The sequence below is a fragment of the Priestia sp. JV24 genome, assembly GCF_025910025.1.
GTDB classification, from domain to species: Bacteria; Bacillota; Bacilli; order Bacillales; family Bacillaceae_H; genus Priestia; species Priestia megaterium.
On the sequence record NZ_JAPCIN010000023.1, the window covers coordinates 576,397 to 591,472 of the forward strand.

17 protein-coding genes are annotated in these 15,076 nt (G+C 39.5%); 3 read left to right on the plus strand and 14 right to left on the minus strand.

Annotated features, from left to right (window positions below; translation table 11 throughout):
- Positions 1 to 25: 25 nt before the first annotated feature.
- A complete protein-coding gene (locus OK414_RS24270) occupies positions 26 to 319 on the minus strand; it encodes a post-transcriptional regulator (RefSeq protein WP_016765633.1) in 294 nt (97 codons plus the stop codon).
- A 64-nt stretch (positions 320 to 383) separates the two neighbouring features.
- Between OK414_RS24270 and spoVB the strand changes: the two genes are divergently transcribed.
- On the plus strand, positions 384 to 1,994 hold the full coding sequence (gene spoVB / locus OK414_RS24275) for a stage V sporulation protein B (RefSeq protein WP_263045113.1): 1,611 nt from the start codon (positions 384 to 386) through the stop codon (positions 1,992 to 1,994).
- 20 nt (positions 1,995 to 2,014) lie between these two features.
- Here spoVB and OK414_RS24280 read toward each other — a convergent pair whose 3' ends face one another.
- Positions 2,015 to 2,668 carry a DUF421 domain-containing protein gene (locus tag OK414_RS24280; protein ID WP_016765635.1) on the minus strand — a complete coding sequence of 218 codons (654 nt, stop codon included), beginning with the start codon at positions 2,666 to 2,668 and terminating at the stop codon, positions 2,015 to 2,017.
- 146 nt (positions 2,669 to 2,814) lie between these two features.
- On the opposite strand from OK414_RS24280, the gene OK414_RS24285 reads away from it, so the two are divergent.
- On the plus strand, positions 2,815 to 3,198 hold the full coding sequence (locus OK414_RS24285; protein WP_014458132.1) for a TIGR04086 family membrane protein: 384 nt from the start codon (positions 2,815 to 2,817) through the stop codon (positions 3,196 to 3,198).
- Between the two features lie 35 nt (positions 3,199 to 3,233).
- Here the strand turns inward: OK414_RS24285 and yajC are convergent, their stop codons facing one another.
- The 7 genes from yajC to OK414_RS24320 form a co-directional block, all read right to left on the minus strand.
- Positions 3,234 to 3,497, minus strand: coding sequence for a preprotein translocase subunit YajC (gene yajC / locus OK414_RS24290; protein ID WP_013059316.1), 264 nt, complete (start codon positions 3,495 to 3,497; stop codon positions 3,234 to 3,236).
- Positions 3,498 to 3,569: 72 nt separating this feature from the next.
- Positions 3,570 to 4,709: a tRNA guanosine(34) transglycosylase Tgt gene (gene tgt, locus OK414_RS24295; protein WP_013059317.1), complete on the minus strand. Its 1,140-nt coding sequence runs from the start codon at positions 4,707 to 4,709 to the stop codon at positions 3,570 to 3,572.
- A gap of 23 nt (positions 4,710 to 4,732) precedes the next feature.
- Complete coding sequence (gene queA / locus OK414_RS24300) at positions 4,733 to 5,761, minus strand: tRNA preQ1(34) S-adenosylmethionine ribosyltransferase-isomerase QueA (RefSeq protein WP_034648797.1); 1,029 nt, start codon at positions 5,759 to 5,761, stop codon at positions 4,733 to 4,735.
- A 23-nt stretch (positions 5,762 to 5,784) separates the two neighbouring features.
- Positions 5,785 to 5,985, minus strand: coding sequence for a DUF2905 domain-containing protein (locus tag OK414_RS24305; RefSeq protein ID WP_028411697.1), 201 nt, complete (start codon positions 5,983 to 5,985; stop codon positions 5,785 to 5,787).
- Positions 5,982 to 6,983, minus strand: coding sequence for a Holliday junction branch migration DNA helicase RuvB (ruvB, locus tag OK414_RS24310; protein ID WP_013059320.1), 1,002 nt, complete (start codon positions 6,981 to 6,983; stop codon positions 5,982 to 5,984). Before ruvB ends, OK414_RS24305 begins: the two co-directional genes overlap by 4 nt.
- A 16-nt stretch (positions 6,984 to 6,999) precedes the next feature.
- Complete coding sequence (gene ruvA, locus OK414_RS24315; protein ID WP_013059321.1) at positions 7,000 to 7,611, minus strand: Holliday junction branch migration protein RuvA; 612 nt, start codon at positions 7,609 to 7,611, stop codon at positions 7,000 to 7,002.
- Between the two features lie 297 nt (positions 7,612 to 7,908).
- On the minus strand, positions 7,909 to 8,445 hold the full coding sequence (locus OK414_RS24320) for a BofC C-terminal domain-containing protein (protein WP_034648793.1): 537 nt from the start codon (positions 8,443 to 8,445) through the stop codon (positions 7,909 to 7,911).
- A 291-nt stretch (positions 8,446 to 8,736) separates the two neighbouring features.
- On the opposite strand from OK414_RS24320, the gene OK414_RS24325 reads away from it, so the two are divergent.
- The gene (locus OK414_RS24325) at positions 8,737 to 9,816 is read left to right on the plus strand and encodes a YsnF/AvaK domain-containing protein (protein WP_034648791.1); all 1,080 of its coding nucleotides are present in this window, start codon (positions 8,737 to 8,739) and stop codon (positions 9,814 to 9,816) included.
- Between the two features lie 103 nt (positions 9,817 to 9,919).
- On the opposite strand, the gene OK414_RS24330 is transcribed toward OK414_RS24325, so the two are convergent.
- The 5 genes from OK414_RS24330 to nadC form a co-directional block, all read right to left on the minus strand.
- Positions 9,920 to 10,579, minus strand: coding sequence for a YhcN/YlaJ family sporulation lipoprotein (locus OK414_RS24330; RefSeq protein ID WP_013059324.1), 660 nt, complete (start codon positions 10,577 to 10,579; stop codon positions 9,920 to 9,922).
- Between the two features lie 94 nt (positions 10,580 to 10,673).
- Positions 10,674 to 11,639 carry a phosphotransferase gene (locus OK414_RS24335; protein ID WP_230586505.1) on the minus strand — a complete coding sequence of 322 codons (966 nt, stop codon included), beginning with the start codon at positions 11,637 to 11,639 and terminating at the stop codon, positions 10,674 to 10,676.
- Positions 11,629 to 12,903: a SafA/ExsA family spore coat assembly protein gene (gene safA / locus OK414_RS24340; protein WP_404932052.1), complete on the minus strand. Its 1,275-nt coding sequence runs from the start codon at positions 12,901 to 12,903 to the stop codon at positions 11,629 to 11,631. The genes OK414_RS24335 and safA overlap by 11 nt, the downstream gene beginning before the upstream one ends.
- A 220-nt stretch (positions 12,904 to 13,123) precedes the next feature.
- Complete coding sequence (gene nadA / locus OK414_RS24345) at positions 13,124 to 14,224, minus strand: quinolinate synthase NadA (RefSeq protein ID WP_026106706.1); 1,101 nt, start codon at positions 14,222 to 14,224, stop codon at positions 13,124 to 13,126.
- The gene (gene nadC / locus OK414_RS24350; protein WP_034648782.1) at positions 14,181 to 15,074 is read right to left on the minus strand and encodes a carboxylating nicotinate-nucleotide diphosphorylase; all 894 of its coding nucleotides are present in this window, start codon (positions 15,072 to 15,074) and stop codon (positions 14,181 to 14,183) included. The genes nadA and nadC overlap by 44 nt, the downstream gene beginning before the upstream one ends.
- Positions 15,075 to 15,076 lie beyond the last annotated feature (2 nt).

Consider the following 15,076-nt stretch of genomic DNA (forward strand, 5'->3'; position numbering starts at 1 on the left):
TTTTAATACATGTATTTTACAAACTCTACTTTAATAATTCTTTCCAGTCTTCTCCATTATTAACACTTGAGAACATATCAGATTTATAAGATTCAATTGTTACATAGCTCATCACCTGCGTGATCTTAACAGATAAAATATCATTTACCACTTGATGGAGAGATAGCTCTCTTTCTTTTTTCCATTTTTTCATTTCTAAATAACCCAATAAATCGTTCTCCGTTACTTCTTCATATCCAAGCATATGAAATTCTTCCATTTTGCTGGATAAGACAGGCTGTATAAGTTCTTTCGAAGCTGAAATAAATGGATGTGTCATATCGATCCTCCTTCCTGTTTGACATTTTGCGTAAAATTTCTTTCTCGTATGAGGAATACTTGTCATGCTTGGACACCGACGGCGCATATATTCACTGTATAAACCTCAAGAAAGCAGTGAGTATATGTCTAAATTTTTACAGGGAACTATTATTTTAATAATTGCTGGCTTAATTACACGTGTACTCGGGTTTGTCAATCGAATTGTGGTGGCTCGAATGATTGGAGACGAAGGTGTGGGACTTTATATGATGGCGGTCCCCACGCTGGTATTAGTAATCACCTTAACACAGCTTGGGCTACCGGTTGCCATATCCAAGTTAGTGGCAGAAGCAGAAGCTTTAGGTGACAGGCATAAAATAAAAAAAATACTTGTCGTCTCTTTAAGCATTACGTGTACGCTTAGCGTTTTATTTACGCTCGGATTAATATTATTCGCTCCCGTTGTAGCAAAAACCTTCTTTACAGATTCACGTACGATCTATCCGCTGCTGGCGATTATTCCTGTTATTCCAATCATCGCCGTTTCGTCTGTCATCCGCGGATATTTTCAAGGAAAGCAGCAAATGAAGCCTGCTGCTTATTCTCAAATTATCGAACAAGTGGTGCGCATTACGTTAATTGCCGTATGTACAAAAGCATTTTTGCCCTATGGAATTGAGTACGCTGCGGCTGGTGCTATGCTATCTTCCGTATTTGGAGAACTAGCTTCACTGTTTTACATGATGTTTATGTTCAAGCGAAAGAAGAAAATAACGGTAAGACGAAAATTTTTTGCTTCTTTACATGCGGGCAAAGATACGTTCTTTGACTTAATGGGAATTGCTCTTCCCACGACAGGAAGCCGCATGATTGGGTCAATTTCTTGGTTTTTAGAACCGATTGTAGTAGCTCAAAGTTTAGCAATTGCAGGAGTAGCGACAGCTGTAGCAACGAAGCAGTACGGAGAATTAACAGGCTTTGCACTCCCTCTCCTGATGCTGCCTTCTTTTGTAACGGTGTCTCTATCCACGTCTTTGGTTCCCGCAATCAGTGAATCTCTTGCACAGAATCAAATGAAGCAAATCGAATATCGACTTCATCAAGCTCTCCGCTTGTCGTTTGTAACAGGCGGGCTAGCCGTTGTTGTTCTTTATGTATTTGCTAATCCGGTAATGGAATTGATGTATGGTTCTGACAAAGCTGCTATTTTTGTCAAAGTAATGGCGCCTTTTTTTATCTTTTATTACTTTCAAGGGCCGCTTCAAGCTGTTCTGCAGGCGCTAGACCTTGCAAAAGCCGCCATGATTAACAGTTTTATAGGAGCAGCGGTCAAAACATCTCTTATCTTCTTACTCGCAACTCAGCCAAATCTAGGCATTCTGGGAGCTGGTCTTGCAATTGTTGTGGGAATGATGCTTGTCACTCTTTTACACCTGTCTACCGTCATGAAAAAAATCACGTATAAGATTCATGTGTTTGAGTATCTTCGCAGTTTTTCTGTAATGGGGATATCAGGTTTTACCGGACACTTCGCTTATATGAACCTTTTCACTTCCATCCCTTTGAGCTTACGAACCGTTTTATCGATTGCACTTACAAGCATTGTATACGTACTGTTTTTGCTGCTTTTTAGACTGATAACAAAAGAAGAATTAAACCGTTTTTCTGTTTTACGCTATTTTAAACGAAAATAAAACGCGGAGCAATCCGCGTTTTATTGTTTCACATCTACCAAATCTATAAAAAATTTTCCGTTGTCATAGCTGCAATATGAAACCTTATCTAAGTTTGAATACCCTAGCTTTTCCAGCTCTGTCTTTAACCATTCCGTCGTTTTATGTTCATGTAGCAGATGCTCTTCTTGAATAATGCCATCAATGATAAAAGGCAAATTCAAATTGCCTTTTTTGCCTGATTGCTGATCTTTCTCAAACACGGACAGCCTTCCTGAAGATTCTAAAATAGCAAATTCAACATCAGCTACATTTTTTATATTTTTATCACGCAGCTGCACGAGCAAGTCATTGAAGTTATATCGCTGCCTTTTCATTTCATGTTCGTTTATTTTTCCATTTTCAATGATAATACTAGGTTTGCCATCAATAAAATTTCGCATTCGATTGCTTTTAAGAGACCATATAGCTAAGCCGATTTGAATAATAAGAAGCGTTAACATCGGAAGAATTGAATACAGCAAAGGATCTTTTGGGTTTTCAATAGCCATTACTGCCATTTCAGCAATCATAATAAAGACAACTAAATCCAAAATGCTCAGCTCTCCTATTTCCCTTTTACCCATGACGCGAAAAATAATTAAAACTACTACGTATAAAAGCACGGTTCGCGCAACCATGATCAATAGTTCCACTGCAAAGACCTCCTTTATGTATTCCCTTGTAGTTTGTACCATTTATTTTAAAATAGCCTTACTTTTATGCGTCTATTTTGAAGTCATCCCGAATATGCTCGTACTAAGGGTTCACCTATCTTTTTATTTCATGGGGGGGAAACAAGTTGGGTGCAAAACGAATGAGCAATGCTGTATTTGCAGGAGTAGCAACAATCTTAGTGATGGCTTTAGCGATTAGCATTATCTTTTCGCTTATTTTAAAATTTACATCGCTTGAAGAACAGTCGGTCCGTTTATTTTTACTTATTCTCTCATTTATTACACTGTTTATCGGAGGATTTATCGCGGGAGGACGAAACGGTTCAAAAGGACTTCTCGTTGGAGGAGCCACTGGTATTTCTTATTCTTTTTTAATGTTTTTACTACAATTTCTCGGCTATAGTCACCTGTTTTCTGCACAGCAGCTCTTATTTCACGCTGGATTTATTGGAGTCGCTATTCTAGGGGGAATTGTTGGCGTAAACATTGCCGGTTCACGAGAAGCATAAAAAAACGTCACGTACATGTACGTGACGTTTTTTTATTAATCTACGCTTCTTACTTCACGAATAGCATTGCGGTCAAACGTTAATTTTGAACCGTCAGTGCTGCGAACCACAACTTGTGACTCATCGATTGCGTCTACCAAACCGTGCATACCGCCAATTGTAACAACCTTATCACCTTTTTTAAGTGCTGATTGCATTTGCTGTACGTTTTTTTGACGTTTTTGCTGTGGACGGATTAACAAGAAATAGAAAATGACAAACATTAAAAGTAATGGCCAAATATTTTGTAAAACACCCATGAAAACTCCTCCTTTTATTTATATTATCAACAGGTACTCATTCATAAATTTGATGAAAATTCCTGTAGTGACCTAGAAATTCTTTGCGTCTGGACCGTTAAACCCATATTTTTCAAAGAACTCATCACGGAAATCGCCAAGTCGGTCTTCGCGAATGGCTTCACGGACTTGCTCCATTAAGTTTAGCAGAAAATATAAGTTATGGTAAGATGTTAAACGAATTCCAAACGTTTCATTACAACGAATTAAGTGGCGAATATACGCTCTTGAATAATTTTGACACGTGTAGCAGTCACAGTTTGGATCAATCGGACCGAAGTCTTCTGCATATTTTGCATTTTTAACAACAAGACGACCTTCGCTTGTCATAAGCGTTCCGTTACGTGCAATACGCGTTGGTAATACGCAATCAAACATATCGATCCCGCGAATCGCTCCATCAATTAACGAGTCAGGTGATCCTACTCCCATTAAATAACGTGGTTTATCGGTTGGTAAGTATGGCGTCGTAAACTCAAGCACACGATTCATCACATCTTTTGGTTCTCCAACTGACAGCCCTCCCACAGCATAACCTGGGAAGTCCATTGAAACTAAATCAGCTGCACTTTGACGGCGTAAATCTTCAAACTCTCCGCCTTGAACAATTCCAAAAAGACCTTGGTCTTGAGGGCGGCTGTGAGCCTCAAGGCATCGCTCTGCCCAGCGGCTTGTGCGTTCAACTGAACGTTTTAAGTAGTCATATTCTGCTGGATAAGGTGGGCATTCATCAAATGCCATCATAATATCAGACCCAAGCGCATTTTGGATGTCCATCGCTTTTTCTGGAGATAAGAAAAGCTTGTCTCCATTCAAATGGTTGCGGAAATGGACGCCTTCTTCTTCAATACGGCGCAAATCACTTAAGCTAAAAACTTGGAAGCCGCCTGAATCCGTTAAGATGGGACGATCCCAGTTCATAAATTTATGAAGGCCTCCCGCTTTTTTAACAATTTCATGACCAGGACGAAGCCATAAATGATACGTATTACTTAAAATAATGCCTGCTCCCATTGCTTTTAAATCTTCCGGAGACATTGTTTTTACTGTAGCTAATGTGCCTACTGGCATAAAAATAGGCGTTTCAAATGAGCCGTGAGGCGTATGGACAATCCCTAAACGCGCTCCTGTTTGTTTACAAGTTTTTATATGTTCGTAACGAATTGCTGTCATTGATGTATTCCTTTCATGTTAAATTACAAAATTAGCATCGCGTCGCCGAAGCTGAAAAAGCGATACTTCTCTACTACAGCTTGTTCATAGGCAGAAATGACGTTTTCTCTTCCTGCTAAGGCACTTACAAGCATAATGAGCGTAGATTTTGGAAGGTGGAAATTTGTAATCATTCCATCAATTGCTTTAAATTCATACCCTGGGAAGATAAAAATGTTGGTCCAGCCTGAAGAAGCAACAAATTTGCCGTTATGCTCAGTTGCAATCGTTTCAAGGGTACGGGTAGAAGTTGTGCCTACTGAAATAATGCGACCGCCTTTTTCGCGTACGCTGTTTAGTAAAGCAGCGGTTCCTTCACTCACTTGATAAAACTCTGAGTGCATATCGTGCTCTTCTAAGTCGTCAACGCTGACTGGACGGAATGTACCCAATCCGACATGAAGCGTTAAAAATGCAATATGCACACCTTTTTCTTTTAACTGTTCAAGCATCTCTTCTGTAAAGTGAAGACCTGCTGTTGGCGCTGCTGCAGAACCTTGTTCGCGAGCAAAAACCGTTTGGTAGCGTTCTTGATCATCCAAGCGCTCTTTAATATAAGGAGGCAGCGGCATTTCTCCCAGTTGTTCTAGAACCTCATAAAAGATGCCTTCATAGTTGAATTCTAACAAACGTCCGCCTTGGTCGCTCGTTTCTTTACATACAGCTGTCAGACGTCCGTCACCAAACGAAATAACCGTGCCTTCTTTTACTCGCTTAGCCGGTTTTACAAGTGTCTCCCACGTATCGCCTTGTGTTTGTTTTAAAAGCAATACTTCAATATTAGCACCTGTATCTTCTTTTGTCCCAAATAACCGTGCAGGAAGAACACGCGTGTCGTTTAACACTAAACAATCTCCTTCTTGCACATAATCAAGAAGGTCATGAAACATATGATGCTTCACACTTCCTGTTTCTTTGTTTAATACCATGAGTCTTGACGCATCTCGCTGCTCAAGTGGTGTTTGCGCAATCAATTCTTCTGGTAAATGAAAATCAAATAAATCTACTTTCAAAATGTTCACCTGTTTCTACTTAATTATTTAAATCTGCCAATTACATAAAAAATAAGTGATAACACAACGCTTACTAGAATACATGTCACAATCGGGAAATAAAAGGTTGTATTTCCTTTTTTGATAAAAATATCGCCAGGAAGCTTGCCAACGAACTGCCATAACAGCCCAATGACGACTAAAATGCCCCCTAATGTGATAAGCATCTTAGGCATATCATTCACTGATCAGGCACCTCCAGCTGAAAATGATCATAAACCAAAGGCGTCACGATTCGTCCTCGCGGCGTCCGCTGCAAAAAGCCGATTTGCAATAGATACGGCTCGTATACGTCTTCAATTGTGTGAGACTCTTCTCCAATAGTAGCCGATATGGTGTCTAACCCTACAGGTCCGCCCCTAAATTTTTCGATAATCCCTCTTAATAATTTATGGTCAATATGATCAAGACCTAAACGGTCCACCTGCAACATTTCTAATGCTTCGTTGGCAAGCCTTTCGGTTATGGCTCCGTCTCCTTTGACCTGAGCAAAATCTCTGACTCTTCGAAGCAAGCGATTCGCAATACGCGGAGTTCCCCTAGCACGCCTAGCCATCTCAAACGTAGCTTTCTCATCAATCTCTACATCTAAAATAGCGGCTGTCCTTTCTACTATCGAAGCAAGATCTTCTTCTTGGTAATATTCTAAACGGCTTAAAACGCCGAAGCGATCACGCAAAGGAGAAGATAAAAGCCCGGCTCTTGTCGTTGCACCTACTAGCGTAAACGGAGGCAAATCCAGACGGACGGAGCGTGCACTCGGTCCTTTTCCAATAACAATATCCAAACAGAAATCTTCCATTGCTGGGTATAGTACTTCTTCAACCGAACGATTTAATCGATGAATTTCATCAATAAAAAGCACATCTCCAGGCTCTAAGCTGGTTAAAACTGCGGCTAAGTCGCCTGGACGCTCAATGGCTGGCCCTGAGGTCGTTCGGATTTGCACGCCCATTTCATTAGCGATAATAGTAGCAAGGGTTGTTTTCCCCAATCCTGGAGGACCATATAAGAGCACGTGATCTAACGTTTCGCTTCGCATTTTGGCAGCTTTAATAAAAATGTCCAGATGGGATTTTACTTTATGCTGACCAATATACTGCTGTAAGGTTTGCGGCCGCAAACTTTGCTCGATGATTTCTTCTTCACCAAGAACATCTCCCGTTACAATACGATCGTCCATTTTACTCCTCCCTTACTTATTGTTTCAATAATCGTTTTAGCGCTTCTTTAATATACTGATCCGTTGTCATCGTTTCCTTCATTAAAGCCGGAACAATTTTTTTGATTTCTCTTTCTGCATAACCTAATACTTTAAGTGCTTCAATCGCTTCATCGAGGGCTTCTGAACTTTGAGATTTGACTTCTTGTGCGTCCAAATCTGCAAATAAAGAAGGGACGGCATCTGGTACAATATCATGCAGCTTTCCTTTTAAATCTAGAATCATCTGTCGAGCTGTTTTTTTACCTACTCCTGGAAACTTAACTAAAAACTTCTCGTCTTCCTCTTCCACAGCTTGGACAACCTGCGCTGGATTACCTGACGCTAAAATAGCTAAACCGCCTTTTGGGCCGATTCCTGACACGCTAATTAACTTCATAAATAAATCCTTTTGTTCTCGGGAAGCAAACCCGTAAAGTGCAATTACATCTTCTCTTACATATTGATAGGTGTAAACCGTCTTTGGTTGTTCATCAATTGAAAATACATATGGATTCGGCGTAAAGACTTGATAGCCTATCCCGTTGTTTTCGATTACTACATACTCAGGATTTATATATGTAACAGTGCCTTTGATATAATCAAACAATAAGCTCTCTCCTTAATCACGTACGCGCGGGCAGTGACCTTCAACTTTGCCTACGAAGAATCCTGCCCGCATCGTTCTCTATTTTCCTTTAAAGTTGCTTTTTAAAAAGACGTTCAAGAGAACGTTTGCCTCTTTTCATCTTTGTCAACCTATTTTTACAATAGCTATAAAAAATAGAACCGCACATTTTTATTGATGAATGACCTTTTAAAATATATACAATACTAGACTGCTGAATACCATTTTAACATATCGCCAAAAGCAAATAGAAGCAATTTAGAATGTTGAATTCAATAATTATTTTACCATACTAAAAAACGGCTGCTTGATTGAAAGCGGCCGCTGCTGGAGCTGATAGATTTTATAGAAATTAATGAGGGAAAGATATTCATCTTTTGATTGAACGCGAATACCTTTCTTTAATTGTTCATGCTGATAGCTCTCAAGCCTTTTGATGTCAATTTGAAAAAACGATTGTATAATATGCTGCGACGCAGCTGGTTTGCCTTCAAATGCTGAGAGAATACCGTTAACAGAAAGCCCTACATAACCGTTCTCTTTTAAAATAGGTGAAATATCGTCTATGCTTGTTCTAAAAACTAGCTCTTGATCCGTTTCTTTAAGCAGTCGCCAATTTTTATATTTTTTCATTAATTGTTTTTTCGTCATAGAAGGGCTTTTGATCATCTCTTGACTTATAACTCCATCCACATACACGCGCTCAAGAAATAATGTCATCGGCTCCTTTTCATTCGCATCTGCACGGTATGGCATTATACAAAGCACAATACTTACTATCATTAAAAAAGCTGCTTGATGAATGACTTTCTTCACTCACCTTCACCTCACACGTTAATCATACTCTTTTTAGTATTATCTAAAAAGGTTTTGTGAAAATCTACACTAATAGTTTGACCTACTTATTTTCTTTTATCCTCTTATTTTATGAAGCAAATCCCTTTTACGATATTATGTTAAGAAAACATGGAGTATTTGTTACATTTGCACACTATTTGTAAAATTTTCTCTTGAACGTTTTAATTAAATTTTCGCAGGGTATGTACATAGTGGAAGTAATTGTAAGGACTTCTATTATCTATTTTAATAAAAAAGGGAGCTGAAGTAATGAGAATGAATAAACGTGTAGTCGGAACTTTTTTTTCAGAGAAAGAAGCTTTAGATGTTATCAATAATTTAAAGCGTCAAGGTTATCGAGAAACAGACATTATGGTTATTTCTAACAGTAAAAGCAATACATTTCAAATAGGTCACGATACAAATGTAATTATTGAAGCTGGTTCACCTGCCGTAAGTTCATTAGCTGGCGTCATGATGGATAACTTTTTTACCATGATGACAGGCGGCATGGGGCTCAAACAAGGAAACGGCTTGAAATCAAAATTAATCCGCATGGGCATACCAGACTTCTCAGCCGTGCAGTGCGAGACAGATGTAGCTGCTGGTAAAATTCTAATCTTGATAGATGCCGTAAGCTCTGAACAAACTCCAGCGTACGGAACCTATACGGAACACAACGAGCATAGAGCCGTCCAACTACGTGAAGAAAAATTAGATGTCTTAAAAGAACGCGTCCAAGTCGGTGAAGTAAAACTCCACAAAAAAGTAATAGAGGAAGAAAGAACTGTACACGTTCCTGTTACGAGAGAAGAGTTTTATATTGAACGTCGGCCTGTAGTTGACGGAGACTATAACGCTGGGCCACTTACAGAAGATGAAATTATTCGTGTTCCAATCATGGAAGAACGAGTGGAAATAACCAAACGACCAGTTATTGTTGAAGAAGTAATTATAGGAAAAAAACTTATTCAAGAAACAAAAGAATGGACTGAAACAATTAAGAAAGAAGAAGCAAGCGTAGAACCTGATGGACTCGCGAGCCCTGAAGTATACGAAAATATGATGAACTATACAGACCATACTTACGCTCAAGTTTCTGCAGCTCTAGCAAGCGACGTGGAAGCTGAATACGAAAATAGTCAGACAACTAACAACGAGAAGCCAAACACACAAGCTAATGAGACAAGCTCTTCTGCAAAAAATGTAAAAAATACAAAGAGTGTCGCTACGGCACCAGCAGATACGAAAAAAAGAGAAGGTCGCCTCAAACAAAATGAAACTAACGCTCAAAAGGAAGAAGCGGAATCCAAAACAACAAACAAATCTGCTTCTAACAAGAAAAATTAATAGTTACATGTTCGAGGAATAGCTGCCTGGCTTCAATGGCAGCTTTTTTATATGTCTTCTCATCAAAAAAACAGCCGTCCTTCACAGACAGCTGCTTCTTCATTTAACGATGTTTATGATTGACATTCTCATCCACTGATTCAAATAGACCATTGAAATTAGTTTGAATCGTATTACGGTCTTTTCCATTTCGAATATCGTCATCAAGAGAGCGAGCGTTCATAAATACATCATGATCTACTTTTACTTGAACATTGTAGTCCTTTGCAATAGGCTTTACTTTATCGAGCACGTTTTGTTTTAAACGGCCGTTATTTATGTCTTTGGCCGGATCCACAGCAACTAATAGCTGATCTCCACGGACAACGGCGCGACTATTTTCTACACCTTTAACGCTTGCAGCCCGATCAGCCACTTTTTCCGTAAAGTCTCTTGGATAATCTTCACCATAATACATATTAGCAACGCCATTTGTACGATCATTTGTATTATTGATGTTTCCATAAGGGTTTGTCGGATTATCAAAACGTCCATCACTTACGTTTAACGGATAATTAGGTGTTCCATTCCCATCTAAAACTTCAGTCATTGGACCTTTCGGATTATCTACGCGATGTTCATTCGCTTTTTCATTTGTATGATACCCAACAGGCTGTGTCGTATCTGTATAGCGCTGTTCCATACCTTGGTCTTTGTTATTGCAAGCGCCAAGTCCCATCATACATGCGAAAGCTAAAGAAGTTGCTACATACCTATTCAACATAATCGCCCCCTAATTTAAGCTCTATTTACTCTGAGCTTACTATTAGGATTAAAAGACGAGCCGTTTCTTATTCGATGAAGTGTTTATAAACTCTTTACATGTCATGTAGGTTTTGTAAGTGCTGGTAAATCACTCGATAAAAATGTGTACGCTGTGACCATTCTTCTACTGATTGCTGCATTAACCTTTGGCGATTTGCCCATGATAAAGCAGAGACATTTATATTCCAGTTTCTCATCAGCATCGATGGAAATAGTAAAGAAGCAAGAAAAAAACGCTGCTTGCTTAATTCTTTTATTTTCGAGTGTTGAAGTAGTTCTTTCATCGACCACTGGACGTAAGGCAAAAAGCGCTGCACAAGCTGAACATAGTCATAAAGAGCAGGAGCTTTAGCCGATAAGTCAAAATCAATCATAACAATACCCAAGTGGTTTGTTTTCAAGAAATTATGTGAAGCAACGTCACCGTGAATAATGGAACAGTTCAACCCACTATCTTTGAAACGTTCCATTAAGACTAAAGCTTTTTCTCCCCAAGTCACAATGTCTTTATATACATGAAATTGATTAAATTCCCTGAATATATGTGAGGTTTCTCGAAAAGAGGAAAGCCGCTTTTTCCATTTTAAAATAAGGTCATACTCAGAAAGCTTTGTATACGCGGCTAGTTTCTTTTTATGAACTTCTCCATGATAGCGGATCAATGTTTGTAATACTTCTTCCCGATCCTGAAAACTTTCATACGTTACCTCTTTTACTTGCTTAACAAAAGGCATCATCGCCCAGTACAAATGACGGTCCTTTATATAAAGTTCACCTTCTGGGTAAGCTTCGAAATTAACAGCATACCCTTGTTGAATCTGAGATAAAAAATGATAAACATGTTCAATTTTACTTTTGTCTCTGTATGCTTTTATTACTTTTTTTCCTTTATTCGTATCCGCTATGATGACATGAGGCTTTTTCATACGATAGGTCTCAACGTGAATATCTCTTTTTTTCAAATAGAGAAAGAGACGATTTAAATTAAAATCGTCTCGTGTATAATAATCAATCTTCATCTTCGTCGTACTCATCGTATTCTGGAATACTAAATGCATTTGGATCAAACGCAGGATACGGAGGTACACCAATCATGCCATATGGGGCTGGATAGGGTGCCCTTGGGTCCTGAAAGCCATAAGGTACCTGCTGTTGGTACTGTGGATAAGGCTGCTGTGGTGCATAGTCGTCAGGTCTTGGTTCACCGCATCCGCAGTCTCCTTGCTGCTGTGGCGCATATTGCTGCCCATAATGGTAAGGCGCGTTTCCAAAACCATCGGAAGAACTTTCATAATGGCCACCTGTCATAGCTCCTTGTACTTGTGGATACATCGGTGCTTGATGATAGGCCGGATAAACGGGCTGCTGATATCCCCATGGAGGCGGACAAGGAGAACATTGTACCGGTCCATAGCAGCTGTGTGGCATCATTGGATACATTGGCATCGGTGCCATGTGAGCGCCCATCGCATGTTCTTCAAACGATTCGTGTTCATAACCGTGATGATACATTGGAGCCTGTTGATACATTGGCATTGGATATGGTTGCGGTGCATACATTGGCGGATGACACGGCATATAATTAAATCCGCAGCCTGGCATCACAGGCGATATCGGCATGATTGGGTAACATGGCATTTGAGGAGGCATTTCTATACTCTCCATCTCAGCACTTTCTGGCGATTCATGCTTAGGCAGTTCTTTTGGTGCTTCTTTTTTTGGAGCCTGCATCGCCATATTAACGGTGTAATAATTGTTAATATCAATCTCAGGTGCAATTGGCTTTAATTTAGGAAGCTTTGGCGCAACTGGCATTTCTTTTTTAGGCTGCACAATTGGTGCTTCTTTTTTAGGCTGTGCGACCGGTGCTTCTTTCTTTGGCTGCGCAATCGGCGCTTCCTTTTTCGGTTGAGCAATCGGTGCTTCTTTCTTTGGCTGCGCAATTGGTGCTTCTTTTATCGGTTGCATAAACGGTGTTTGAGCAGGCTGATTAGCTGACTTTTTCTCATCCGGACTTTCATCAATTTCCGTTACTGGATAAGCTTTTGTGGATTGGTCACTATAAGGGTGTTGAACTTTAGGCATTTCTTTTATACCAGGTGAAGGAGCTCCTTCTTTTTGAACAGGCACTCCGCTTGTCGGCACTTTAATTTTCATTCCAGGCATGATCATGTCTGGATTGCTTAATTGAGAATTCGCTTTTTTTAACTCTTCAAAATTAACCCCATACTTTTCAGCGATTTTCCAAAGGGTATCCCCTTTTTGAACGATATGGATTTTCAACGTCATTCCCCTCCCGAGTAGAGTCTCTGCCATCTATATGTGCAAAATCAAAGTAAGTTCTGTTTGTTCATCACAAGATATGCCTTGAACCATTTTTTTATTCATTTTGCCCACAGTTTGGTTCAAGTTTTTATGATAAAGAAAAAAAGACTTATCAACACAAACAATATGTCAATAAGTCTTCTTTTAGACCTTCTCTTTTTAATTGTCTTAAAAATCTTTATGCTCGTTCTAACATATTCGTTAGCGCTTTGATCGCTCCTTGTGCTGTATGTTTATCCACTTTGATTTGATTCACTTCTGTTCCTTCTTCTATGCTTTCTAAAGCCCACAGCAAGTGAGGCAAATCAATTCGGTTCATCGTCAAACAAGGACACATATAGGGATTAAGCGAAACAATTTCTTTATCCGGATGACTGTTGATAATCCGTTTCACTAAGTTCATTTCCGTGCCAATAGCCCATTTAGAGCCTGAAGGAGCTTTTTCAATTGTATCAATAATATATTTTGTAGAACCTGCATAATCTGATTTTTGCACCACTTCATAAGAACACTCCGGATGAACAATAATATTCATCTCAGGCTGCTTCTCGCGTAAATAATCAATATTTTTAACCGTGAAATTTTCGTGCACAGAACAGTGACCTTTCCATAGAATCACCTTGATGTTGTTTATATCCCCTTCATATTCAAGTATTTCTTCAATAGGATTCCAAATAGCCATTTCATCTAGTCCAACACCTAAATCATAAGCAGTGTTTCTGCCTAAATGCTGATCTGGCAAAAAGAGAATGCGCTCTTTTTTAGAAAATGCCCACTCCACCATATTTTTTGCATTTGAAGATGTTACTGTTGCTCCATCATGTTCACCTACAAAAGATTTAATTGCAGCTGTAGAGTTCACATACGTAAGCGGAATAATCGTATCTCCGAAAAGATCCTGTAAGACAGGCCATGCCTTTTCTGTTTGCTGAATAGTAGCCATATCAGCCATTGAACAGCCAGCTCGCATATCGGGTAAAATGACTTTTTGATTTTCAGCTGTTAAAATATCAGCTGTTTCTGCCATGAAGTGAACGCCGCAAAACACAATATGCTCAGCTTCTCTATTTTCAGCTGCTATTTGAGCCAGCTGTAAGGAGTCTCCTACCGCGTCCGCGAACTCGTACACTTCGTCTTTTTGATAATGATGGCCGAGCAGAAACAATTTGCTTCCGAGCTTTTTCTTGATTTCTAGTACTCTTCTTTTCATTTCATTTTCTGTGAGCTCCGTATATTTAGCGGGGAGCGTTTGCTGCTGAAGCGTTTGTAATAAACTCATCATTTTCTGTTCCCCTTTCTGTTAATAAGTCCAAGCTGATATCGATAGACCCTGCTGAATGCGTTAAAGCTCCAAGTGAAATATAGTCCACTCCGCTGTCTCTAAAAGAATGGAGCGTGCCAAGCGTGATTCCACCAGATGCTTCTGTGACAATATGAGCGGGAACCAGTGGTATCCAACCTTTAATGACTTCTGGAGAACAGTTATCGAACATAATAACATCTGCTCCTGCCTCTATTGCTTCTAGCAATTGACTTTTGTTTTCAATTTCCACTTCCACCTTAACCATATGTCCAACCTGCTCTCTTACTTTCACAACAGCGTCTAGAATAGATCCTGCATGTGCAATATGGTTATCTTTTAACATGACGCCATCGTACAATCCAAAACGATGATTATAACCTCCTCCAGCACGAACGGCATACTTCTCTAACATTCGCATACCAGGCGTTGTTTTTCGCGTGTCACATATACGCGTATGTGAGCTGCCAAGCAGCGCTACGGCTTTGTGCGTCATCGTGGCAATGCCACTCATTCTTTGAAGTAAGTTTAAGATTACCCGTTCACCGGTCAAAATAGATCGCACGGATCCTGAAACGGTAGCTATTTTATCTCCAGGCTTAAGAACATCTCCATCTTTTTTCTCGAAATTCACTTTCACGTTAGGATCTATTAAATGAAATCCTTCTTTAATCAATTCCACTCCTGCAATAATACCTGATTGCTTTGCCGTGAACACAGCCTTCCCTTGGTCAGACGGAGAAAAAATAGCTTCACAGGTTATATCTCCATCTCCAATGTCTTCTATAAAAAAAGACTGCAATAGTTTTTGTAATTTCAACGTGTTCATTG

What these genes read in the sequence shown, in the direction of transcription:
- OK414_RS24270 (WP_016765633.1), bottom strand. Translation starts at nt 319, where the DNA reads ATGACACATCCATTTATTTCAGCTTCGAAAGAACTTATACAGCCTGTC.
- spoVB (WP_263045113.1), top strand. Translation starts at nt 384, where the DNA reads ATGCTTGGACACCGACGGCGCATATATTCACTGTATAAACCTCAAGAA.
- yajC (WP_013059316.1), bottom strand. Translation starts at nt 3,497, where the DNA reads ATGGGTGTTTTACAAAATATTTGGCCATTACTTTTAATGTTTGTCATT.
- tgt (WP_013059317.1), bottom strand. Translation starts at nt 4,709, where the DNA reads ATGACAGCAATTCGTTACGAACATATAAAAACTTGTAAACAAACAGGA.
- ruvB (WP_013059320.1), bottom strand. Translation starts at nt 6,983, where the DNA reads ATGGACGATCGTATTGTAACGGGAGATGTTCTTGGTGAAGAAGAAATC.
- OK414_RS24325 (WP_034648791.1), top strand. Translation starts at nt 8,737, where the DNA reads ATGAGAATGAATAAACGTGTAGTCGGAACTTTTTTTTCAGAGAAAGAA.
- OK414_RS24330 (WP_013059324.1), bottom strand. Translation starts at nt 10,579, where the DNA reads ATGTTGAATAGGTATGTAGCAACTTCTTTAGCTTTCGCATGTATGATG.
- OK414_RS24335 (WP_230586505.1), bottom strand. Translation starts at nt 11,639, where the DNA reads ATGAAGATTGATTATTATACACGAGACGATTTTAATTTAAATCGTCTC.
- nadA (WP_026106706.1), bottom strand. Translation starts at nt 14,224, where the DNA reads ATGAGTTTATTACAAACGCTTCAGCAGCAAACGCTCCCCGCTAAATAT.
- nadC (WP_034648782.1), bottom strand. Translation starts at nt 15,074, where the DNA reads ATGAACACGTTGAAATTACAAAAACTATTGCAGTCTTTTTTTATAGAA.